This is a genomic window from Caballeronia eucalypticola (assembly GCF_047608185.1).
Lineage (GTDB): Bacteria > Pseudomonadota > Gammaproteobacteria > Burkholderiales > Burkholderiaceae > Caballeronia.
Map to the genome: position 1 here is coordinate 97,879 of NZ_JBLKRU010000015.1, position 21,157 is coordinate 119,035.

Sequence of the window (21,157 nt, forward strand, 5' to 3'; positions counted from 1 at the left end):
ATGAGGAGAGAGGCTTAAAGGCAGTTGCGGCGGCGAGAGGTTTCGGCCGGTGGGAATGGCTTCAAGTCGTGTCTGCGGGTAAGTCAGGCGGATATCGGGAACTTATCTCATCGATGAAATCCGGAGTATCCCTGATAGCTAATCCCCCGATTATGAGCTGGGAGTTCGAAACGAATACATCTTCCGTTTTTACATTCAATGGATGAAGAACAGTCGTTACTGCACCGTCCCGGGAATCGCCGAGGCTGCTTTGTTTAAGTTAATGTGATTTCAACGGCGGGTGTTTCAAGTTTGCCGGACGGTGTTTGCTTCCGCTTCAGCGGGCGGGATATAGCCGAACGGTTCCATCAGCCGATGATTGCCGGGTTTCCGGACAAGTGATCCTTCGATTTGGCGAAAGTATGACTTCGGTACTTTCAAATTTTCGAAAATGACCCGCCGACGTAATCTGTGTGCTCCATAGCGGTCGGCAAGCCGCTGATCGAACGGAGCCCGTCATGCCTTTCATCAACGTCAAAATCGCCGGACCCACACTCGCACCCGAACAAATCGGCCGACTCCAGCGCGGCCTGACGGACATCGTATTCGAAGCACTTCGGAAGGAGCGCGAATTGACATCCGTGCTGATCGAACAGGTGCCCGCGAGCAGATGGTCGATCGCGGGCGCCGTTGCACCCGTGCTGGCACATGTCACGGCCAGCGTCGCTGCGGGCAGCAATACCGTCGAGGAAAGGGCGCGATTTATCGCTGAAACGCATCGGCTTTTGAAGCTGATCCTGGGCGGCGGCTTGCCCATGGCGACCTACGTCATCGTCGATGAACCCCCGGACGACTCATGGGGTTACGACGGCATCACTCATCTGCAGCGCGCGAAATCGGCACATCACAGCGCCGCATGAACCTGCTGGAAAACTTGTTTATATCGATAGGAGATTGTCATGCCCCTCGTCCGGATTTCGGTACTCAAAGGAAAGTCGCGCGCACAATTGCGCGCAATTGCCGACGGCATTCATCAAGCGCTCGTGGACACTTACAACGTTCCCGTTAAAGACCGCTTCCAGCTTATTGAACAGCGAGAGCCGGGCGAGATCATTTACGACAAGGACTATCTCGGCATCGAGCGCACGGACGATCTGGTGTTCGTCCATGTTATCGCCGGGCGTTGGCGCGACACCGCGGCAAAGCAGGCGCTTTACGCTGGAATCGTACAACGGCTGTCGGCCGATCCGGGTATGCGCCCCGAGGACGTGCAGGTCATCATCTCGTCCAACGACAAGGATGACTGGTCCTTCGGCAACGGCGTTGCGTCCTACATCCCGGACACGAAATCAGCTTGAATGGGGCCAATCAATCCGCGAGCCTGTGAATCGCGTGAAAGGAGCAAGACCATGTTTATCAAGCAATATCAAATCACCCTGCCTGCCGACTACGACATGCGAATCATCCGTAGCCGTGTTGCCAACAAGGGAGCATCTTTCGATACGTTCACCGGGCTTGGCCTCAAATGCTTCCTCATTCGTGAGAAGGGGAAATTTGGCGCCCAGGCCAATCAATACTCGCCGGTTTACCTGTGGCCGCAAGTCGACGCGATGTGGGGCTTTCTCGCCGGTCCCGCCTTCGGCGGAATCAAGGAATCGTTTGGCGTGCCGCTGGTCGAGACCTGGCCTTGTTTGGCTTTTGCCCGAACGGAAAGGCTAGACGATCCAACGGCTATCGCATCGGTTACGCGTGAAGAAGAGACCTTGCCTCCGGACACGGATCTTGTCGAGCTGCGCAGGCGGGAAGTGAAACTTGCATCGGATTTGGTCAACAGCACGAAAGGTCTGCTCGCGCGTGCGGTTGGTCTTGATCCACGTAGCTGGCATCTCGTTCGATTCGACTATTGGGAGCGGCCGCAATCTGACTTGCCCGCCGGCCTTCACAGCTACGAGGTCCTCCATGTTTCGGCTCCCGCTTTCGGTGAACTGACGGATCACGCGCGCGCCTGACCGGGGAGGAATGCATCGGCTAAGCGTCGCCTTCGCGCCATGCCTAAGTAAGGCTCGCCCGGGCGGTAAAGCGCTGAATGCTCCTCTTGATCAAGGCATCGACCGCATAGGGCCCCGATCCTCCCATGACAAGAGCCGCGAGACACGCCAGATACAGCAGGTCCGTTTCATAGCCGGGCGGCCCGAACTGTGGTCCCGCCGCAGTCACCGCCATCAGCTTGATCGATGTGAAGCCGAAGGGCAGGTGGACGGTGAGGATTGCGACAAGCAAGACAACCGCCATGGGTATGCTGGCAAGCGGCACGAGCGCGCCAAGGAGGATGGCGAGACCGCCCAGGAGTTCGATCATGATGGTCGCCCATGCCATAAAGTGCGGAGCGGGAACGCCGAGTGCCTGAAGGATCATGGCGAAGACCTCGGGATGCTTGACGATCTTTGCGTAGCCGTGAGCGATGAAGCCGTATCCGACTATCAATCGCAGGGGAATGGGTGCCCAACGGGCGAGCGATGCAGCGAGTGGAGAATCAGATGAAGTCAGCGAGCGGAAAAAGTTCGAAATCGTTTCCATACGAAAATCCTTACCGGTAAAAACATAAGCGACGCCACCGTCAGGAAGTTCCTGCGGAAAGCGGCATGCCTCTGTTGATTCGTTCGTACGGACGAGTTGGTTACAGTGGACTCAAAATTTTTTATGACAACGTTTTGGAATTAAGAATTGCAGCGATTGAAGTGTTGCTGGAAATGAAAGAATAATCAGGATTCCTTTGCGTTCGCCACGGTCGCGATTACGCGCGATCGACCGGCGTAAGAGAAGTGGCAACTTCGAAGGTGACGGTGCCGCAGTGACGGGAGTGCGGAGAGAACCGCCTTGACCCCGACCGGGATCGGACAGAATAATGCTTCTGAAAATCCTGGATTTTTAATGTGTTCCATCGGAGTAGTCGAATCATGGCCGTTCGCACGAATCTCGATATGGACGTTCTGCGTACCTTTGTGACCGGCTTCGAACTTGGCAGTTTCGCGCGAGCGGCTGACCGGCTCGGCCGCTCTCAATCGGCCGTGAGCACGCAGTTGCGCAAGCTCGAAGAGCAAATTGGCCAGCCTCTCGTGCAGAAGTCAGGCAGAGGACTTTCGCTGACCACGGCCGGAGAAGGGTTGTTGAGCTACGCGAAGCGCTTGCTGGAGCTCAATGACGAGGCCGTGGACACTATCCGTGGCTCGGGTCTTGAAGGTTGGGTTCGACTTGGATTGCCCCAAGACTTCGCAGATACGTTTTTGCCGGCTGTTCTAGGACGCTTCTCCAGGGCGCACCCCAATGTCAGAGTGGAGGTCCAAGTCGACCGAAGCGTGCCGCTGGTCGAAAAGACAATCAAAGGCGACTTGGACATGGCGCTCGTCTGGGGAGACGGCAGTGCGCCTCACGCTCAACGGTTAGCCGACCTTTCGATATCCTGGATCGGACGTCCTGATTGGGGCGGCCTTCAAAGCCTCGGACAGGAGCCGCTACCCTTGGTTGCGTTCGAGCCACCCTGTTCATTTCGCACCGCTGGCATCGCGGCGCTCGACGAGGCCGGCATTCCCTGGCGGCTCGTCTTCACCACGCCTAGTCTCTCAGGTCTTTGGGCGGCAGTCGAGGCAGGACTTGGCATCACATTGCGCACGACGATCAATATGCCGAAAACGCTCGCTGCCCTCGATCCTGTAGCGACGGGTTTGCCGGCACTTCCTGCAATACCGCTGGCACTTCACCGGGCGGAAGCACAGCCTCATGCGGCGGTGAAAAGACTCACTGACATTGTGCTGGAGGCCATCGATGAGGAAATAAGGTACTCGCATGCTGGCTCACTCCCATCGTGATCGATGCAGCCAGGCGCAGGCACATTCGCCGCTTGATTTGAAGCGAACGTAACGGCGAAGCTGGAGTCATTCGTGCCGACCTCCGTCAATCCCCCGTTCCTGGCTAGCGATGAAAACCGCCAATTGAGCATCGAAAGCACGCGTGTAGGCTGGCCGCGCTTCGCCACGGGCGGCATAGGCTGACAGGTTCGGATATTCGTTTAGCAGACCCGATGCTTTCAATCTGAATAGCACCGGCACCATCATCAGGTCGCCTGCGCTGAACGCACCATCGAGCCAGTCGGCGCTGCCGAGGCGGTCGGAAAGCTCGCCCAGCCGGTCACGAATGCGATCCACGACCAAAGGCAAACACTCCTTGTAACAGGTCTTGTTGCCCTCCTAAAACTTGGTGGTCTGGAGATCGAGAATCGGCGGCTCAACGGAGTTGAGCGCGGCAAATCAATGGAGAGGCAGTGGCCGGCCAAACGAAATCATTCGCCATCACTCGCGCGCTCACGGTCGCCTGACCGATTCAACCTTCAAAGCGGTCGATGAATCGATCCTGGCAGTTTAGGCTGCTCATTCCTGAAACACATTTACGGACCGGCTTGTACGAGCAGGCCGTCGATAATGCCGTTAGCGGCAAGATGGATACGCCAGATGGCAGACCCGGAAGCATGTGTAACCTGATATATGTCCCAACCTTGGCTGCCGACACCCAAAAACCGGACAGTTTCAATAGGACCCCATTGCGTCATCTGCTCGGCCATTCTGGACAGTTGCTCGCGCGTAGCTTCTTGTAACCCAGGAGACATTTCGGAGTATCTCGGGTGTCCCGACTGCAAGCTGTCAATGTTCCGGCGCAATGCAGCTTCGCTCCCCGGAGTGGCAGTCTGACTCTTGACCTTCGCAGCGAGAGCTGCCTCGACCTTCTCCGCCTCCGCTGTATCGATTCGTGGAAACGTGCGATCGTGACCGTTCTGATGATGAATTAACGCGGTCACATGTCCTTGATCATCAACCACGAACGTCTGGGTCACTTTGAGGACTTTCATAAAAAACGCCGTATCACTCATGGGGAACTCTTCAATCCATGCTTGCCCCGTCACTTTCGACGCCAGATGGTCACCTTCCCGTCGAATGTTCATCACAGCTGTATCAGAAATACTGTACGCGCCAACGTATCGATCCAGAATTTCAGCGGATACCGGCACTTGAGTATGTTCGTTCGAAGCATCGTTCATGATTGGTGGGCTCACTTGTGCGGCCAGAGTAGCCAGCGTGATTGACATACATCCGAGAAGTACTGCAACCCGCAATTTCCGTTTTACAGGCTTCTGCAACATCAGTTTTAGACGCCGCTCCAAAAAAGATCTCGACTCGGACATACCGGCTACTGATCCGATATATCGCGATTGTCTTTCTCCCACCGCAATCAGCGTTTCGCCATAAATGGCAACTTTATATCCAGCCTTCAGGACTCTCACGTCGCAGTCGACCTCAATAGCACACCTGAGTCGTCGCAGCTGCCACCAAAGCGGCAGGTTCCATGGCATGAACGCGATCAGGCAGAGTGCGATCGTAAGGAGAGTCGGGTCATGAGCATCTATGTGCGATCTTTCGTGCGCGATAACGGCAGCCTGTTGCTCCAGGGGCGAATCTAGAAGCCAGGCTGGAAGAACGATCCGTGGACGAAGAAGGCCGACAACCGCGGGACCGACGTCGGCCGACAGATACACCGAAACGTCGCAGACAGATACCGTAGTCCACTGCCGTTTGCGCCAGTGCAAATGCGTTGCGGCGATCAGCAAAATCAAAATCATCAACACTGATGCGGCATACCACACGTCTTTCGCATTGAGTTGAACGTGCTGGAACGCCGAGGACCTACCGTCATGGTTCTCGATCCAGATTGCGGGCGATAGATGAGTGGATGTGATCTCATGCAAGGCGATCACATTCTGAGGCACTGACGGCCTCAGCTCTACGGGGATTTCGATTGAAACCGACGTCATAGCCGCCGGAATTGCTAGTGATGCGACGATCGCGAGTAGCCAGAACCATCTGCTGGACGATCGCCGTTGCCGTGCGGAGTGTTCCGCAATAAGTGCGGCTGCAGATAGAACCGCCGATACCGACACCGCATAAATCATCCACGTCAGCATCGCGATTACTCCTCGTCAGGTCTCTCTTTCAGTAGCTCACGCATACGACGTATTTCCTTCGGCGTAAGATTTTTGTCGGCCACCAGCTGCGCAAATAGCAGTTCTGTCGATCCTGCGAATAGCTTGCTAGTGAGGTGCCGCAAAGCGCTTTTTCGGGCCGCTTGCTGCTGAACGGCGGCTGCATAGCGATACCCACGGCCTTCTTCTACGTGAGTTACATAACCCTTGCTTTCCAGCGTGCGAAGGATCGTCAGAACCGTGGTGTAGGCGAGGTCATCGGTAAGTCCATCACGAACCTCACTCACAATTGAGGGGCCGCGCTCCCATAGTATCTGCATGACGTCGGCTTCCCGGTCAGTCAGCGAGATGTCCAAAATGACTCCTACTAAAGGTTTAGTAGATCGTAGGATCGGAGTGGTGAGCTGTCAACTATTCTTTTAGTTGATGTGATTCGGAGCTTAGCGGCGGAAGCGGAAGCGTTCGGAGTTGCGACCGCTATAATTTTGAACGCGGACGACTTTCATCGTCGATTCTCCCTGACGGGCGCCTTGCAAGATGGGTGGGGAACGCTGCTGTACTTCGAAAGCGGGCGTAAGTTGCGTTCGGTCCGAGGTTCCGAACCACGTCCAGATAAGTCGACCAAGGAAGACAGAATGCGGCCAATTCCGGCCACTTGCCCTCCATTTTGAAGCCGCCATTCGATCAGCCGATCTGCATCTGGCTACTGACATTCGTTCTGCGAACGGCACAGATCGTTCGCCAAAGTTCTGCTTGCTCTTCTCGATCACAAGTAAGATTGGACGCGCTGCAACGACGGGCCACAGGCAATAGTCGTGAGCGGTACCACTTCCGGGATCCGCGAAGACGCTCTCTACCTTTCGTTAAGAAGGGCATGCATACATGCAAGCCGAGATTAGTGGAATCAAAAGGGCAGATTCAACGCGCCAGAAAAACTAAGGATGCCAGAAGTTAGAGGCGCACTTTAGGAAGCAGACTAACAGACGATAGCAACGGAACCTCGTCCACATGAAGGCTCAATGGCAGCTAATTCTGCCAAAGATTTGTGGCCCGGCAGACTGGAACCGCTGCCCGTTCAGTTCCGGAAGCTGGCGTTGGGTTGCAAGAGGCTCTTCGAATTCGCCCATTGGTCGACGTAGGTGTATGCCGTTCGTGACCTTGCACGATGAAGATCAGGTTCGCACCGTTGGGTTGTCGTTGCAGTGTTGAATTCACGAGCTTCGGCGAAGCCGATGATTTCTCTTGTCTCACCAGTGCCCCACGATAGGCCATAGCTTCTCAGGCAACTCTCGTTGGCTGGAAGGGCGCTCGGCGGTTCCGCAAGAAGACTTTTCTCCTAACGTGCTGGCGCCATCGCAGCTTAGAGGGTTTCGGGCAGGCGTGTGATTGCGCACACGCCACGCCTTTTGCAATCGACAGCGTCATTGTCCCATGCCCGGTCACGTATGCAACTATGCAACCCGGGTTCGAACGATCGCTCTCGTTATCGACTGGGTGATCTTGCGCAGGTCAAGTGTTTGTGCCCCTTCTCGAGTATGGAACTGTGGGCGTGCTCGTTCAGATGAGCATCGTGACCGTCTTCGAGCACTGAATCCCTACCCAGGATTACAGCGTCAGGTGGGTTAGAATTCGATGCAAATCAACGACCGCGTCTACTCGGGAAGGTCGATCTCAGCAGTTCTAAAGCAAAGAAAAATTCAGATTAGCAAACCTAAATAAATTCGAATAGCCTTTGACTGGGACGCGCCTAAGAACATGAAAGGAAAGGAGAGAGACCTCATGCCGAGCCTTGAGCGAGGGCGACGAGCTAAGCTTATCGACTCTGTCTGGCGCATGGCGCTTCGCGTTGGATTTCGACTCGCTCGAGTCTGGTGGCATCTTCGCCGGCCCAGCCACGAGGGCGCGCTGGTAGCAATCTACGTCGGGCGGGCGCTGTTACTGGTGAAATCATCGTACCGGGACGAGTGGAATTTGCCCGGTGGCAGTGTCAATCCCGGTGAGACGCCTGATGAAGCGGCGCAGCGCGAAATGGAGGAGGAGATTGGTCTCTCGTCGTTCACCTTGCTCCCCGCGGGAAGCGCCAGCGGCATTTGGGACGGGCGTCGCGATCAGGTGCATTTCTTTGAACTGCACCTCGATTACACGCCCGAATTGCGGCTCGATAATCGTGAAATCATCGCGACGCATCTGGCATCGCCGGAAGAATTGCCGGGCATGCCCGTGACAAACGCGGTCGCTGCGTATCTCGGCAGAGAGATACGCGCTTAGTTGACCCTTTGCCCTACAAGAACGCATCCAGCGCATTCGCCGCCACAAAAAGCGCGATCGTCTGCTTCACATGCGTACGGATGTCGCCGCGGACTTCATCAAGGCTCTCGCCCATCAACGCTCTCATGAGCATCGGCGAGACAATTGCGTCAAGAATCTGGGTCGCGAGAGCGCGCGAATTCCGCTTGGCCGAGGGTTCAAGAGTGCGTCCGGAGTGCTCTGCGATCATCGTTGCCACCGCTTCTATGGCGCGCGACCTGCCGGCATCGCTCGTCAATTTCGCCAGCGATGGAAACCGCGGCGCATCCGCCACCACCATTCTGATCAGACCAATCACCTCGTCGCTGAGCAAGCGCGTGACGAGCGTCTGCGTCACCGATACCAACCGTTGCGCAAGCGCCGCTGATTGCGGCGCTTCGAACACGAGCCGCAGGCTGCGTTCGCAGTTTCGTGTGACGACCGCAGAAAACAACGCTTCCTTGCCGCTGTAGCGGCTGTAGAGCGTTGCCTTGCCCGCGCGCGCGGCCTCGGCAATGCGTTCAAGCGATGTCCCGCCAAAACCGTTCTGAAGGAACATCGCGGTGGCGGCATCGAGAATCCGCTCTTCGACATCTCCCGCCATTGCGTTCGACGGACGGCCTTTCTTGCGCGAAAACATCGACCTGATCGGGCAGAAGGCCGCCTCTGCATCAGGATTTTTCAGGATCCGGCTCGCCACTGTTGTTCCTTGCATGAAAAACACATGGGCGAATTATCGCAGGCTTTTTCAATAGAACGGAACCGTTCCGTTCTATTGTAGAATGCATCTCAATATTATTTTGGAGAATGCAATGGCCGGTAGTGAAAGCGAAAACAGCACGCCCTCCGGCGAAAGCAAGGCCGATGGCGATCAGCCCGATGCAGCCAAAGGGCAAGAACAGGAAACGTCGAAACTGATGAGCCCGGGGCGCAAGCGCCTGAATACGGTCATCGGCGGGGCGGTGCTGCTGCTCTGCGTAGTGGCGGGCGTCGCCTACTGGCTGCATAGCCGGCACTACGAAAGCACGGACGATGCGTTCATCGACAGCAATCAGAGCCAGATCGCGTCGCAAGTGAGCGGACGGGTGGTCGAACTGCTGGTCACCGATAACCAGCACGTCGAGAAGGACCAGCCGCTGCTTCGGATCGACCGGCGCGACTATGAAGTGAAGCTCGAACAAGCCGAAGCGCAAGAAGCGAATGCGGTCGCGCAAGTTGCGCAGGCGCGCGCTGACTTGCTGTATCAGACGGCTAGCCTCGCGCAGCAGACATCGCAAGTGCGGGTCGCGGAAGCCGACCTGACGCAGGCAAAACAGGATCTCGCCCGCTACACGGGAACCGATCCTGCTGCCATCACGCGCCAGCAACTGGAACAAAGCCAAGCGACCACCAAGAGCGCGTTCGCCAAGCTCGATAGCGCGAAACAGGCGGTGCAGGCAGGCGAGGCCCAGGTTGCGTCGCAGAAAACGAAGATCGACGCGGCGCTGGCGTCGGTTCGCCAGAACCATGCCGATGTCGACAATGCGAAGCTGCAACTGAGCTACACCGAAGTGCTGGCGCCGCAAGCAGGGAAGGTGACGCGGCGCACCGTGAACCTCGGCAATTACGTCACGCCTGGGCAGGCGCTGGTTGCGGTGGTTCCCGACGACATGTGGGTCACCGCGAACTTCAAGGAAACGCAGCTTGTTCACATGAGCGTGGGGCAACCAGTCGATGTCACCGTCGACGCCTATCCCGACAAGGTCCTGCATGCGCACATTCAGAGCCTGCAGCGCGGGACCGGCTCGGTCTTCAGCAGCCTGCCCGCGGAAAACGCCACGGGTAACTATGTGAAGGTTGTGCAACGCCTGCCTGTGAAGATCGTCTTCGACGGCGACGACTGGCGCCATCTGCCGCTCGCGCCCGGCCTATCGGTCAGCCCGCGCGTGACGGTGCGGTAACCATGGCCTCCACCTATGCAGGTCCTGCAGCCTTACCCAGGTCGGCGGCGGGGCCGTTTAACCCGTGGCTGATCGCCGTCATTGTGTCGATCGCGACCTTCATGGAAGTGCTCGACACCACCATCGCAAACGTGGCGCTGCGGCATATTGCCGGCGGTCTCGGCGCGAGCCTCGACCAGAGCACGTACATCACGACCAGCTATCTGGTGAGCAACGCAATCGTCTTGCCGATCAGCGGATGGCTCGCGAACGTGATTGGCCGCAAGCGTTTCTACATGCTCTGCGTCTTGCTGTTCACGATCAGTTCGGTGGCATGCGGATTCGCGACATCGTTGCCGATGATGATCGTCTTTCGCGTGCTTCAAGGTCTGGGCGGCGGCGGCCTCGCGCCCGTCGAGCAAAGCATTTTCGCCGATACCTTCACGCCCGAAAAACGCGCGATGGCGTTCGCGCTGTACGGCTTCACGGTCGTCACGGCGCCCGCTATTGGACCGATGCTGGGCGGCTGGATCACCGAGAACTATTCGTGGCACTGGGTGTTCCTGATCAACCTGCCCGTTGGCATAGTGTCGCTGGTGCTGACGTGGATGTTCGTGAGCGACAGCAAGCTGGTGCAGCAGGAACGGCGTGCGCTGCTCGATAAAGGCCTGCGAATCGACTACCTGGGTTTCTTCCTCGTGGCGGTGGGTTTCGGTTGCCTGCAGATCGTGCTCGACAAGTTCGAACGCGAGGACGGGTTTTCATCGAATTTCATTTGCCTCTTCACGGTCATCTCGGGCGTCGCGCTCGTGGCGTTGGTGATTCGTGAACTGACCACCGCGCAGCCGATCGTGAACCTGCGGCTGTTCAAGTCGAGCGCTTTTGCCATTAGTTGCAGCGTGATGTTCGCGTTCGGTTTCATCATCAACAGCACGACGCAAATGCTGCCGCAATTCACGCAAGAACTGCTTGGCTATGACGCCACCAATGCCGGTCTGACGCTCGGTCTCGGCGGCCTCGTCACGCTCTTCATCATGCCGATAGCGGGCATCGTGACCGGGCGGATTTTCCAGCCCAAATGGCTCGTCATGATGTCGCTTGTCGGCACCGGCGTCGCGTTGCTGCATACGTCGGGTCTCGACCTGAACATCGGCTTCTGGGACGTATCGTTGTCGCGGCTTTATCAGGTCATCTGGCTGCCGTTCCTCTTCATTCCGCTTTCGACCGTGCAGTTCATCGGTATCCCGCCGAAAGAGAACAACAACGCGTCGGCGCTCATCAACATGATGCGTAATCTCGGCGGCAGTTTCGGCGTGTCGCTAGTGACAACGCAGCTTGCGTGGCGGGAGCAGTTTCATCACGCGAGGCTCGCTGAGCACATCACGCCGTACAACGGTTTTGTCAGCTCGCTGGGATCGATCGCCTCGACGGTCGAGCAGCAGGCGTCGGTCATGAGTTACCTCGACGTCTTCATCATGCTGGGCGTGATCTCGCTCGTACTCGCACCTATTTGTTTCTTGTTGCCGAAGCTGCCGAAGGGGGCACAGGTCAATGCGCATTGATTATCGATGGATTCCGTTCGTAGTCTTCTTGTCAGCCTGCACGATGGGCCCCGACTTCCAGCGTCCCGCCTTGCAGACGCCGGCGCAATGGAATGACGCGCCGGCTGCCACCGCTACCGATGCCGATGCCGATGCCGTTCGTTCGGTCACGGTGCCTGAGCCCATTGATCCGCTGTGGTGGAACAGTTTCGGTGATCCGCTTCTGACCGAGCTGGTCACGCGCGCGATGGACAGCAACCTTGACCTCAAGGTCGCGGGGGCGCGGCTCGCCGAGTCGCGGGCGCAGTTCGGGCAAGCGAAAGCGGACGAGTTCCCTACGCTGAACGGCAACGCGTCGTACACGCGTGAATTGCAGAGCGCCGATGGCGTCATCGGCTTGCTTGGAGGCAGCGGGGCACCGTCGGCGACCGATACGAACGGGCTGGGCGGACGACAAGGCGGAGTGCCGACGCAAAGCGCTGCATCGAGCGCATTGCCGCCGTTCAACTTGTATCAATACGGCTTCGATGCATCGTGGGAACTCGATCTCTGGGGCCGCGTGAGGCGCACGGCGGAAAACGCGAGCGCCACCGTCGATGCTCAAAATGAAGCACGGCACGACGCGATTGTGTCGACGGCTGCGGAAGTCGCCCGCGACTATCTCAACTTGCGAGGGACGCAGCAAAAGTTGCGCATCACCCGCGAGAACCTGGCCTTTGCCGAGCGCACCGTGCAGTTGACGAACGAGCGCGCCAAACACGGGCTCGCTACCGATCTCGATGTTGCCAACGCGCAAAGCCAGGCCGAGTCGAACGCGGCGGATATTCCGCAAGAGGAGCAGCAGGAAGCGAAGCTGATCAATGCCATTGGGGTGCTGCTTGGCGAGTTCCCGCAAGCGCTGGCGGCGAAGTTGAAGGCGACACCGGACGCGCTCGTGGTGCCGCCGCGCGTGCCGATCGGGCTGTCATCGGAACTCGCGAGGCGCAGGCCTGATATTCGCGAAGCGGAAGCGCAGCTTCATGCGGCGACGGCGAATATCGGCGCGGCGAAGGCGGATTTTTTCCCCAAGATCACGCTGTCGGGAAGCGTCGCGATTCAGGCGACGCAATTCACGAATCTCGGTAGCTGGGGCGCGCGCAGCTATAGCGCCGGGCCGAGTCTTTCGATTCCCATTTTCGAGGGCGGACGCCTGCGCTCGACGCTTGCGTTGAGGGAGGCGCAGCAGCAGGAAGCGGCGATTACTTACCGCAAGACGGTGCTCTCGGCGTTTCAGGAAGTCGATGACGCGCTGACTGGTTTTAGCGCGGAGCAGCGTCGTAGAGATCGTTTGGATGCCAGCGTGCAAGCGTCAAAACGCGCGCTTGATATTGCAAACCAGCGGTATATCCGGGGCCTGTCGAATTATCTCGATGTGTTGACGGCGCAGAAAACCTTGCTGACGAGCGAGCAGCAATGGGTCGACAGCACAGCGACGGTATCGACGAATCTCGTCGCGCTGTACAAGGCATTGGGCGGCGGGTGGGATGCGGACGCGGCGCAATATGCCAGTCGCGGGGCAGCGTCCACGGCCGGGGGAGAATAGGCTGGAGCCGATTCAGCCTCCGCAGGCCTGCGCGAAAAAGCGCGGGCATTGCGCGAGGCGATGTCGATTTTCCTGATCAAGCACGACGCGAAATAACGGCCATCTCATCAGGAATAAACTGTCGTGCGAGGAGTGAAAGCGCAGGCGGTGATTCAATTTCCAGATGGAGGCGCGGATGACGCTTGTCGGCACGCTGTTCGAGACTTGCCGGGCGGCCGTGTTATCGCTCGGACGCGAATTGTCGGCCTGGAAACCTTCCAGGGCGCGCGCGACGTTCGGGACCGAAGCCATGCTCTCAGTGGCGCTCTCGGTCGCGCTCGCCAACGCGCTGCATCTTTCTGACACGTGGTGGGCAGCAATCAGCGGTTTCGCTGTCATGCAAACGAGTTTCGCCGGCTCCGTGCAGCGCGCTGCACATCGACTGATCGGCACGCTGACCGGCGCCGCGCTTGGAACCTTGATGGGTCCCTGGATAGGCGACCGACCGTGGTTGTTCGTGCCGGCATTGGGGATCATCGGCGGCGTAGCGGTGTATTACGCCAACGGGACCCGGGCGGCCTACGCGTGGGTCTTGGGCGGCGTGACTGCGTTGATGGTGACGTACGAAGCGCATAAGCTCGTGTCGGTTCAATCGACCGCGGTGTTTGCCACGCTGCGGGTCGCCGAGGTCGCGGTCGGAACGCTTGCCTGCCTGCTGGTGGCGAGCGTGTTTCATTTCGGGCCGAAGTGGTATGGGAAGTCTCGGTCGTCATCGATGTCTGCAACCGCCCGCGAACCGGGGGAATCCGGGGCGCCAGCCGCTTCAAATCCGTCACCGCCGCTGGAAACATTGCGCCCGGTTCGCACGCTGCTCGGCTTGCAGGGCGCACTGGCCGTCGTGATCCTGGCTGTCCTGACTTACGTCTTGAATCTGCCCGGTTTCGCGCAGGCGATGGTCACGGCCATCGCGGTGCTCGTCTTGCCGGCAGGGTTGTCCGCAAGCAGCACGCAACAGCCGGTCATCGAAAAGATGGTGCAACGCGTGGCCGGCTGCCTGCTGGCCGGCGCGCTGGGGGTAGCGCTGCTGCCCCTGATGCACGGGCAAGCGGTCCTGTGCATGCTCGCGTTGTCTGTCGGCGTATGGATTGGATGTCACGTGCAGACGGGGCGCGAAGGAGCAAGCTACATCGGCCGGCAATTCACGATCGCCTTCATCATGGTATTCGTGCAGGACCATCATTGGTCAGCCGATCCGATACCCGCGCTCATGCGGCTGTCGGGCATTCTCGCGGGGATCATCGTGCTGGCAGGGGTTATTCTCGCGACCAGCAGGCTGCGATTAACGCCATCGTCGACTGGTGCAAGCGGTTGAGACTCACCGATGCCACGGCGCCGCTCGCACCCAGGTCCGCCTAGCTGGGGAAGTCGGCGCCTATGGTCGTGGCTTCCCATGCGGCGATTTCGGCGCGCAGGGTGTCCAGCTTGATTTTGACTCGCTCCAGGCCGTTGCTGCCCAGGATCAGATGACCCGGAGGGGTTGGCGACTCCACCGCGGCGATGATCGCCAGGGCCGCGCGCGCCGGGTCGCCTGCCTGCTTGCCACTGCCCGCCGAGATGGCGGCGCGGCGCTTGCCGGCGGCCGCCTCGTAGGCTTCAATCGGGGTTTTGGTTTGTTTCAGCGAACGTCCTGCCCAATCGGTACGGAATGGGCCGGGCTCGACCGCTGTAACCTTGATTCCCAGATCGGCCGTCTCGGCTGCCAACGCCTCGCTCAGGCCTTCCACCGCGAACTTGGTGGCGGCGTAGTAGCCACTTCCCGGATTGCCGATCAGGCCCCCCACCGACGTGATGTTGACAATGTGCCCGGCGCGCTGCGCTCGCATTGTGGGAAGGACGGACTTGATGGTATCGGCGAGGCCGAAGAAGTTGACCTCGAACATATCGCGCACGTCTTGATCGTCGCCTTCCTCGATAGCGCTCAGGTAGCCATAGCCGGCATTGTTGACCAGCACGTCGATGCGGCCAAATTTCTGCAGGGTTTTTTCAACCGCGTGTTTGATCTGACTGGCTTGCGTTACATCGAGTTCTAGCACCAGCGCGCGGTCACCATAGCGCTCGCTAAATTCTGTAAGGGAGCTGGTTTGACGGGCTGTTACGACAGCGCGCCAGCCTTTATCGAGGACGGCCAGTGCGAGCTCACGGCCGAAGCCGGTGGAACAGCCAGTGATAAACCAGACGGGTGCGGACGAGGGAGTATTAGCGGATGACATGAGGTTCCCTTTGACGAGAGCCGCGCAGCAGCTAAACCACACGGCAGGGCAGCGGTATAAAAAGTATCGCATGTTGACGCGCTAAGCGTGGCCGGCCGCCCGGCTGCGTTTCGTCAGTTGGGATTGTCGGCAATCGCACATCGAGCGAGAGCGATTGCTTGGAGAGTTGCGGCGGTCAAATGAAAACTTTGCTTTGACTCTGAAATTCAATCCAGCGCCTTCTGCGACTTTTCATCCATGAACGCGACGGCGATCACCCCCAGCAGTCCACACCCGATCACATACCATGCCGGCGCGAGCACACTGCCGGTCGCCACGATCAGCGACGTCACGAAGAATTGCGCGAAGCCGCCGAAGATCGCGACGCCGAGGCTGTAGACCACCGCGCCACCCGTTGCGCGCACGGAGCGCGGAAAGAGCTCGCCGAGCATCGCGCCAACGCCGCCGATGTTGATCGCATGCACCGAGGAAAGCAGCGTGACGACCGTGAGCAACGTGGTGGTCGTGGGCCATCGGTTCAATGCAACGAAGGCTGGATAGATCGCGAACAGCAGCACGACACGCGAGACTTGCGCAAGCGTGTTGCGCCCGAAGCGATCGGTCAGATATCCACCGACCGGTACGAGCACAAAGATGATCGCGCCCGATACACAACCTGACAGCATCGCGATGCCCGGCGGCAGGCCGAGCGTCTTGACGGCGTAGATCGACAGATAGAAGACGATAATGAAATGCGCCGATGTCCCCGCGATCGTCAGTCCGAGACCTGTCAACACAGCCCGCCGATGATCGCGGAGTACATCGATCAGAGGCAGCTTCGGCGCCTTTTGCTTGGGCGTGTGCATCGGCTCTTCTTCGAGCGTTTTGCGTAACCACCAGCCGACCGGAACGATCAACGTGCCGATGAGAAACGGCACGCGCCATCCCCAGCTTTCGAGTTGCGCGGTCGTAAGCGATGCCGTCAGCGCGACGCCGGTCAACGCACCCGCAAGCGCGGCCAGCCCCTGACTCGCGAACTGCCACGACGCATACAGACCACGCCGGTTCGGCGGCGCTTGTTCTAGCAACAGCGTAGTCGACGCCCCCACTTCGCCGCCTGCGGAGAATCCTTGAATGAGCCGCGCGATCACCAGGATGACGGGCCCCAGGAATCCCGCTTGCCCGTAGGTTGGTGCGACGGCGATCATCGCCGTGCCGACTGCCATCAGCCCGAGCGTGAGCACCATCGCCTTCTTACGCCCTGCGCGATCCGCGTACATGCCGATCACTAGCCCGCCCACGGGCCGCGTGAAAAAGCCCACGCCGAAACTCGCGACCGCCAGCAGCAACTGTCCGACCGGATCTTGAACGGGGAAGAACAGCTTGCCGATCAGCAGCGCGAAAAACCCATAGACCGTGAAGTCGTAGAACTCCAGTGCATTGCCCACTGCCGCCGCGGTGACGAGCCGCACGCGGCTTTGCTTGCGCTGACCCTGCGCAGCGCCGGGCGCGACGTCGAGGCTTGATACGGTAGGAATGCTCATGTTTTCTCTCGATACACGGTGCGTGCTGCAGGTGGGGAATAGGTAGGTACGATTCAGTCGGCCAGGTACGCTTCGGTCAGACGCACCCAGTAGCTCGCGCCGATCGCGAGAATGTCGTCGTTGAAGTCGTAGCCGGGGTTGTGGACCATGCAGCTTCCTTTGCCCTCTACGCCATTGCCGATCCACGCGTACGCGCCCGGCACGACCTCGGCCATGAACGCGAAGTCTTCGCTGCCCATGAGCGGATGCGCCTGCGTGTCCACGCGTTGCGTACCGAGCATCTTCTGCGCGACTTCAGCGGCAAACGCGGTCGGTTCCGGATGATTGACGAGCACGGGATAACCCCATTCATAGTCGATCTCCGCCTCCACCCCGAACGACGCCGCCTGCGCATGCACGAGCGCCGTAATGCGTTGCCGCAAGAGATCGCGCACCGATGGGTCGAGCGCGCGGATCGACAATTTCATCTCGGCGGTTTGAGGAATCACGTTGAAGGTATCGCCGGCTTTCACGCTGCCCACCGAGATCACCGCCGACTTCTGCGAGTCGATTTCCCGCGCCACAATGCTTTGCAGCGCGAGGATGATGCCGGCCACGGCGGGCATCGGGTCGCGCGACAGATGCGGCAGCGCGCCGTGCCCGCCCACGCCGCGCAGCACGATGGTCGCGCGATCGGCTGAAGCCATCGCGGGGCCGGTGCAGAAGTTCATGCCGCCCGTTTCGTAGCCCGGCATGTTGTGCAGGCCGAATACGGCGTCACACGGAAACTGCTCGAAGAGACCGTCTTGAATCATCGCGCGTGCGCCGCCGTAGCTTTCTTCAGCGGGCTGGAAGATCAGCGTCAGCGTGCCGGAAAACTGCCGGCTTTCCGCGAGGTAGCGCGCGGCGCACAGGAGCATCGCGGTGTGGCCGTCGTGACCGCAGGCGTGCATGGTCTTCGGGACCGCGCTCGTGTAGGGAAGGCCGGTCGCCTCCTCGATAGGCAACGCGTCCATGTCGGCGCGCAGGCCGATGCGCCGGCTGCCGTCGCCTGTTTTCAGCACGCCGACCACGCCTGTCTTGCCGAGGCCGCGCGTCACGTCGTAGCCCCATTGCGTAAGCAGGCTGGCGACGAGGTCGCTGGTCGCGCGCTCCTGGAACGCGAGTTCCGGATTGGCGTGGATCTGGCGCCGCACGGCGATGAGGTCCGGCGCGATGGCTGCAATTCCGGGAATGACGGGATCGACTGACAGCATGACTAACTCCTTAATCCTTAATACGTTTCGATATTCAGCGTGACGGATTCAACGTGACTGCCTGCGGTCAAGCATATAAAGTCACAAAGAAAACCAAAAGACAGTTAATTTAATTTGTGACTACCGTTAGTTGTCGGTATTAACCCTTGAGTTTCCAATGAAATACCACCAGTTGCGCGCGTTCCTCACCGTGGCCGAGCAGGGCAGCATTCGCGCGGCGGCGCGTAGCCTGCACCTGTCGCAGGCGGCATTGACGAAGGCGTTAAAAGAACTCGAACAAGACTTGGGCGTGCCGCTGGTTTTGCGCACGGCGCGCGGCGTGCAGTTGACGGCGTTCGGCTCGCAATTGAGGATTCGGGCGCAGATGGTGGTCAGCGAGATGCGCCGCGCGGAAGACGATATCGAACATATGAAAGGCGCGGTGACCGGCAGCGTGGCGGCTGCCATCACGCCGACCGCGGCGTTATCGATCCTGCCGAAAGCCTTCAGTACATTTCGAAAGAAGATGCCGCATGCGCGGGTGAGTTTTATCGAAGGATTTCCGGGCGTTGCATTGCCACGTTTGCGCGACGGGACACTTGATTTCGTGGTGGCGGTGGTCGTGCCGCAGCACTTGGATCCCGGGTTCGATTACATCGAGCTATACAAGATCGGTTCGGTGGTCGTGGCCCGGCAAGATCATCCGCTGGCGCACTGTACGTCGCTGGCTGAACTCGTCGATGCGGAATGGTTGTTGAATCCGTCGCCCGAAAGCTCGACACGCGGCCTGCTCGATTTCTTTGCCGCGAACGGTTTGCCAGTGCCGCAGAAAATTATCGAGTGCCCGAGCTTCGTGATTGCGCACGGGTTGCTGCGCGGCTCGGATACCGTTGCCGTGTTGCCCGAGCCTTTGCTAGACCAGCCGTGGGTGCGCGAGGGTATCGTCGTGTTGCCTATCGTCAACCTGCCGCCACCGGTAGCAATTGGCGTAGTGACTCGCCGCGACAGTCCACTGACGCCGGCCGCTTCGTTGCTGCTGGATTGTCTGCAGGACGCGGTGAACTCGCTCAAGTTGAACGTCCCGGCGCGCCGTTCAATCCAGGGGCGGTAAGCGGCGTTCGACCGGCGTTGACTTGATGATCGCCGTGCTTGTCTCGGCTCGCTCTGCGACCTTCGACAGAATCTCGTCGAGTTGTTCGATGGTCTTGAGAAAGAGCCGGCACACGAAACAGTCGTCGCCGGTGACCTTGTCGCATTCGACGAATTCAGGAATGCGGCGGATGGCTTCTTCAACCAGGTGCAGTTGCCCCGGCAGAGGCTTGACCCGAACGATTGCCTGAAGCGTGTACCCGAGCGCGCGCGGGTCGAGCTTGACTACGAAGCCCTGGATCACGCCACGCGCTTCGAGCTGGCGCACGCGCTCGGCAGTGCTTGGCGCTGACAAACCAATCTGGCGCGCAAGTTCGCTCATCGCGATACGACCGTCTTCGGATAGAACGGCCAGCAATTCGCGATCGGTCTGGTCGAGTAAAACTGGACCCGGCGGGGAAGAAAGGCGATTCTTCAAATGGACCTTCGATTTGAAGTTAAAACGTCGATGTCCGCTTATTTTACACATGGAATCCAGCTTGCCGCGCTACTAGACTAACTAGACGGATTGAGCTGGCACCACATGAAAGGCGAGGCGATGAGCTCGAGGGAAATGCGCGTTGGCTGCATAGAAATGAGTGTTGCGATGCTGATCTCCGGCACGGTCGGCTGGCTCGTCGTGTCGTCGCAACAAACGCCGCTGAACGTGGTGTTTATCCGTTGCGTGTTCGGCGCGGCAACGCTGCTCGTGATCTGCGCGTTAAAAGGCATGCTGCGCAAAAACTTGTTTTCGTGGCGCATGCTCGGACTGGTGGCGCTCGGCAGCGTCACCATTGTCGGCAACTGGGTGCTGCTGTTTGCGGCTTTTTCGCGAGCGTCCATATCGATGGCGACCACGGTCTATAACACCCAGCCGTTCATGCTCGTCCTGCTTGGCGCCATAGTGTTTCGCGAACGAATTACCTTGCGTACGATTCTCTGGCTCAGTGTCGCGTTTGTCGGCCTCGCGCTGGTCGTGCGCGTGGAGCCTGCGGTGTTGGCCAAGCCCGGTGAATATATAGAAGGGATTGGGTATGCGCTCGGCGCGGCATTTCTCTACGCGATTTGTTCGATCGTGACCAAGCAGCTCAAGGGAACGCCGCCTCATTTGATTGCGCTGTTGCACGTGGCGCTTGGCATCATCGTGCTGGCGCCGTTTGTCGATTTCCAGCATCCGCCTTCGACGCCGAATCACTGGGCCGATCTCGTTGTGCTCGGCGTGGTCAATACCGGCATCATGTATGTGCTGCTTTATGGCGCCATTCAGAAATTGCCGACCGCGGTGACGGGCGCGTTGTCTTTCATCTATCCGGTTGTGGCGATCATTGTTGATCGGGTCGCGTTCGGACAACGCTTAGGATGGCTGCAGATTGTCGGTGCCGTGTTGATCCTGCTGGCGGCCGCCGGTACGACGTTAGGTTGGGAACTCATGCCGCGAAGACGCACGGCTTTCGAGTAGTCGTTCATCAAGCGTTTTTCATTCATCGAACACATTCAGCAAGCTGTCACGGTAACTATTCTTCATGAACTCGCATCACGACACTGCGCACATGGCCGGAGATCACTCAATCGTGATCCGACACGTTGCGCATGCGGGTTCCAAAAGCAAAAAACCGTCGCTCATCTGACCGGAGCGCTGTTCCGTCAGGTGTGACGGAACCGACGCGGCTGGCCATTCTCATCCCTGTTTTCCGACACTCTGACGGTT

Annotated in this window: 19 protein-coding genes and 1 pseudogene; 11 read left to right on the forward strand and 9 right to left on the reverse strand. The window is 59.0% G+C overall.

Going from position 1 to position 21,157, the window contains the following annotated elements; genetic code table 11:
- Positions 1-497: 497 nt before the first annotated feature.
- Genes ACMX25_RS18950 through ACMX25_RS18960 form a run of 3 tightly spaced genes read left to right on the forward strand, consistent with a single transcriptional unit; the run spans position 498 to position 1,988 of the window.
- Positions 498-899 (forward strand): tautomerase family protein, encoded by a 402-nt coding sequence (locus ACMX25_RS18950; protein ID WP_414951603.1) that lies wholly within the window; start codon positions 498-500, stop codon positions 897-899.
- 39 nt (positions 900-938) lie between these two features.
- Positions 939-1,337 (forward strand): tautomerase family protein, encoded by a 399-nt coding sequence (locus ACMX25_RS18955; RefSeq protein WP_414951605.1) that lies wholly within the window; start codon positions 939-941, stop codon positions 1,335-1,337.
- A gap of 51 nt (positions 1,338-1,388) precedes the next feature.
- The gene (locus tag ACMX25_RS18960; RefSeq protein ID WP_414951607.1) at positions 1,389-1,988 is read left to right on the forward strand and encodes a DUF4865 family protein; all 600 of its coding nucleotides are present in this window, start codon (positions 1,389-1,391) and stop codon (positions 1,986-1,988) included.
- 43 nt (positions 1,989-2,031) lie between these two features.
- Here the strand turns inward: ACMX25_RS18960 and ACMX25_RS18965 are convergent, their stop codons facing one another.
- A complete protein-coding gene (locus ACMX25_RS18965) occupies positions 2,032-2,556 on the reverse strand; it encodes a DoxX family protein (protein ID WP_414951609.1) in 525 nt (174 codons plus the stop codon).
- Positions 2,557-2,936: 380 nt separating this feature from the next.
- Here ACMX25_RS18965 and ACMX25_RS18970 point away from each other — a divergent pair, with 380 nt between their 5' ends.
- The gene (locus tag ACMX25_RS18970) at positions 2,937-3,845 is read left to right on the forward strand and encodes a LysR substrate-binding domain-containing protein (protein WP_414951611.1); all 909 of its coding nucleotides are present in this window, start codon (positions 2,937-2,939) and stop codon (positions 3,843-3,845) included.
- A 66-nt stretch (positions 3,846-3,911) separates the two neighbouring features.
- On the opposite strand, the pseudogene ACMX25_RS18975 reads toward ACMX25_RS18970, so the two are convergent.
- From ACMX25_RS18975 to ACMX25_RS18985, 3 genes and pseudogenes are all read right to left on the reverse strand, one after another.
- Positions 3,912-4,283, reverse strand: a pseudogene (locus tag ACMX25_RS18975) (glutathione S-transferase C-terminal domain-containing protein); the annotation flags it as partial.
- A 137-nt stretch (positions 4,284-4,420) separates the two neighbouring features.
- Complete coding sequence (locus tag ACMX25_RS18980) at positions 4,421-5,989, reverse strand: M56 family metallopeptidase (protein ID WP_414951612.1); 1,569 nt, start codon at positions 5,987-5,989, stop codon at positions 4,421-4,423.
- Between the two features lie 5 nt (positions 5,990-5,994).
- Entirely contained in the window at positions 5,995-6,363 is a 369-nt protein-coding gene (locus tag ACMX25_RS18985) for a BlaI/MecI/CopY family transcriptional regulator (protein ID WP_414951613.1), read from the reverse strand.
- A 1,423-nt stretch (positions 6,364-7,786) separates the two neighbouring features.
- On the opposite strand from ACMX25_RS18985, the gene ACMX25_RS18990 reads away from it, so the two are divergent.
- On the forward strand, positions 7,787-8,275 hold the full coding sequence (locus ACMX25_RS18990) for an NUDIX domain-containing protein (RefSeq protein ID WP_414951614.1): 489 nt from the start codon (positions 7,787-7,789) through the stop codon (positions 8,273-8,275).
- Positions 8,276-8,288: 13 nt separating this feature from the next.
- Here the strand turns inward: ACMX25_RS18990 and ACMX25_RS18995 are convergent, their stop codons facing one another.
- On the reverse strand, positions 8,289-9,008 hold the full coding sequence (locus ACMX25_RS18995) for a TetR/AcrR family transcriptional regulator (RefSeq protein ID WP_414951615.1): 720 nt from the start codon (positions 9,006-9,008) through the stop codon (positions 8,289-8,291).
- 97 nt (positions 9,009-9,105) lie between these two features.
- Between ACMX25_RS18995 and ACMX25_RS19000 the strand changes: the two genes are divergently transcribed.
- The 4 genes from ACMX25_RS19000 to ACMX25_RS19015 all read left to right on the forward strand — a co-directional run bounded on the left by ACMX25_RS19000 (position 9,106) and on the right by ACMX25_RS19015 (position 14,686).
- Entirely contained in the window at positions 9,106-10,233 is a 1,128-nt protein-coding gene (locus tag ACMX25_RS19000; protein WP_414951616.1) for an HlyD family secretion protein, read from the forward strand.
- 2 nt (positions 10,234-10,235) lie between these two features.
- A complete protein-coding gene (locus tag ACMX25_RS19005; RefSeq protein ID WP_414951617.1) occupies positions 10,236-11,774 on the forward strand; it encodes a DHA2 family efflux MFS transporter permease subunit in 1,539 nt (512 codons plus the stop codon).
- Positions 11,764-13,335, forward strand: a complete 1,572-nt coding sequence (locus ACMX25_RS19010; RefSeq protein ID WP_414951618.1) for an efflux transporter outer membrane subunit — start codon at positions 11,764-11,766, stop codon at positions 13,333-13,335. The genes ACMX25_RS19005 and ACMX25_RS19010 overlap by 11 nt, the downstream gene beginning before the upstream one ends.
- Before the next feature lie 175 nt (positions 13,336-13,510).
- Complete coding sequence (locus ACMX25_RS19015) at positions 13,511-14,686, forward strand: FUSC family protein (RefSeq protein WP_414951619.1); 1,176 nt, start codon at positions 13,511-13,513, stop codon at positions 14,684-14,686.
- Positions 14,687-14,726: 40 nt separating this feature from the next.
- Here ACMX25_RS19015 and ACMX25_RS19020 read toward each other — a convergent pair whose 3' ends face one another.
- The 3 genes from ACMX25_RS19020 to ACMX25_RS19030 all read right to left on the reverse strand — a co-directional run bounded on the left by ACMX25_RS19020 (position 14,727) and on the right by ACMX25_RS19030 (position 18,342).
- On the reverse strand, positions 14,727-15,584 hold the full coding sequence (locus ACMX25_RS19020; protein ID WP_414951620.1) for an oxidoreductase: 858 nt from the start codon (positions 15,582-15,584) through the stop codon (positions 14,727-14,729).
- A gap of 206 nt (positions 15,585-15,790) precedes the next feature.
- Positions 15,791-17,107, reverse strand: a complete 1,317-nt coding sequence (locus ACMX25_RS19025; protein WP_414951621.1) for an MFS transporter — start codon at positions 17,105-17,107, stop codon at positions 15,791-15,793.
- 53 nt (positions 17,108-17,160) lie between these two features.
- Positions 17,161-18,342 (reverse strand): M20 aminoacylase family protein, encoded by a 1,182-nt coding sequence (locus ACMX25_RS19030; protein ID WP_414951622.1) that lies wholly within the window; start codon positions 18,340-18,342, stop codon positions 17,161-17,163.
- 157 nt (positions 18,343-18,499) lie between these two features.
- On the opposite strand from ACMX25_RS19030, the gene ACMX25_RS19035 reads away from it, so the two are divergent.
- Positions 18,500-19,432, forward strand: coding sequence for a LysR substrate-binding domain-containing protein (locus tag ACMX25_RS19035; RefSeq protein ID WP_414951623.1), 933 nt, complete (start codon positions 18,500-18,502; stop codon positions 19,430-19,432).
- Here the strand turns inward: ACMX25_RS19035 and ACMX25_RS19040 are convergent.
- Positions 19,415-19,888, reverse strand: a complete 474-nt coding sequence (locus ACMX25_RS19040) for an Lrp/AsnC family transcriptional regulator (protein ID WP_414951624.1) — start codon at positions 19,886-19,888, stop codon at positions 19,415-19,417. The genes ACMX25_RS19035 and ACMX25_RS19040 overlap by 18 nt on opposite strands.
- 120 nt (positions 19,889-20,008) lie before the next feature.
- Between ACMX25_RS19040 and ACMX25_RS19045 the strand changes: the two genes are divergently transcribed.
- Complete coding sequence (locus ACMX25_RS19045) at positions 20,009-20,908, forward strand: DMT family transporter (protein ID WP_414951625.1); 900 nt, start codon at positions 20,009-20,011, stop codon at positions 20,906-20,908.
- Positions 20,909-21,157: the final 249 nt, after the last annotated feature.

Excerpts from the sequence above, each read along its gene's own strand:
- ACMX25_RS18950 (WP_414951603.1), top strand. The coding sequence starts at position 498 with ATGCCTTTCATCAACGTCAAAATCGCCGGACCCACACTCGCACCCGAA.
- ACMX25_RS18960 (WP_414951607.1), top strand. The coding sequence starts at position 1,389 with ATGTTTATCAAGCAATATCAAATCACCCTGCCTGCCGACTACGACATG.
- ACMX25_RS19010 (WP_414951618.1), top strand. The coding sequence starts at position 11,764 with ATGCGCATTGATTATCGATGGATTCCGTTCGTAGTCTTCTTGTCAGCC.
- ACMX25_RS18965 (WP_414951609.1), bottom strand. The coding sequence starts at position 2,556 with ATGGAAACGATTTCGAACTTTTTCCGCTCGCTGACTTCATCTGATTCT.
- ACMX25_RS18980 (WP_414951612.1), bottom strand. The coding sequence starts at position 5,989 with ATGCTGACGTGGATGATTTATGCGGTGTCGGTATCGGCGGTTCTATCT.
- ACMX25_RS18990 (WP_414951614.1), top strand. The coding sequence starts at position 7,787 with ATGCCGAGCCTTGAGCGAGGGCGACGAGCTAAGCTTATCGACTCTGTC.
- ACMX25_RS18995 (WP_414951615.1), bottom strand. The coding sequence starts at position 9,008 with ATGCAAGGAACAACAGTGGCGAGCCGGATCCTGAAAAATCCTGATGCA.
- ACMX25_RS18970 (WP_414951611.1), top strand. The coding sequence starts at position 2,937 with ATGGCCGTTCGCACGAATCTCGATATGGACGTTCTGCGTACCTTTGTG.
- ACMX25_RS19005 (WP_414951617.1), top strand. The coding sequence starts at position 10,236 with ATGGCCTCCACCTATGCAGGTCCTGCAGCCTTACCCAGGTCGGCGGCG.
- ACMX25_RS19015 (WP_414951619.1), top strand. The coding sequence starts at position 13,511 with ATGACGCTTGTCGGCACGCTGTTCGAGACTTGCCGGGCGGCCGTGTTA.
- ACMX25_RS19020 (WP_414951620.1), bottom strand. The coding sequence starts at position 15,584 with ATGTCATCCGCTAATACTCCCTCGTCCGCACCCGTCTGGTTTATCACT.
- ACMX25_RS18955 (WP_414951605.1), top strand. The coding sequence starts at position 939 with ATGCCCCTCGTCCGGATTTCGGTACTCAAAGGAAAGTCGCGCGCACAA.
- ACMX25_RS19000 (WP_414951616.1), top strand. The coding sequence starts at position 9,106 with ATGGCCGGTAGTGAAAGCGAAAACAGCACGCCCTCCGGCGAAAGCAAG.
- ACMX25_RS19030 (WP_414951622.1), bottom strand. The coding sequence starts at position 18,342 with ATGCTGTCAGTCGATCCCGTCATTCCCGGAATTGCAGCCATCGCGCCG.
- ACMX25_RS19045 (WP_414951625.1), top strand. The coding sequence starts at position 20,009 with ATGAGCTCGAGGGAAATGCGCGTTGGCTGCATAGAAATGAGTGTTGCG.
- ACMX25_RS19025 (WP_414951621.1), bottom strand. The coding sequence starts at position 17,107 with ATGAGCATTCCTACCGTATCAAGCCTCGACGTCGCGCCCGGCGCTGCG.
- ACMX25_RS19035 (WP_414951623.1), top strand. The coding sequence starts at position 18,500 with ATGAAATACCACCAGTTGCGCGCGTTCCTCACCGTGGCCGAGCAGGGC.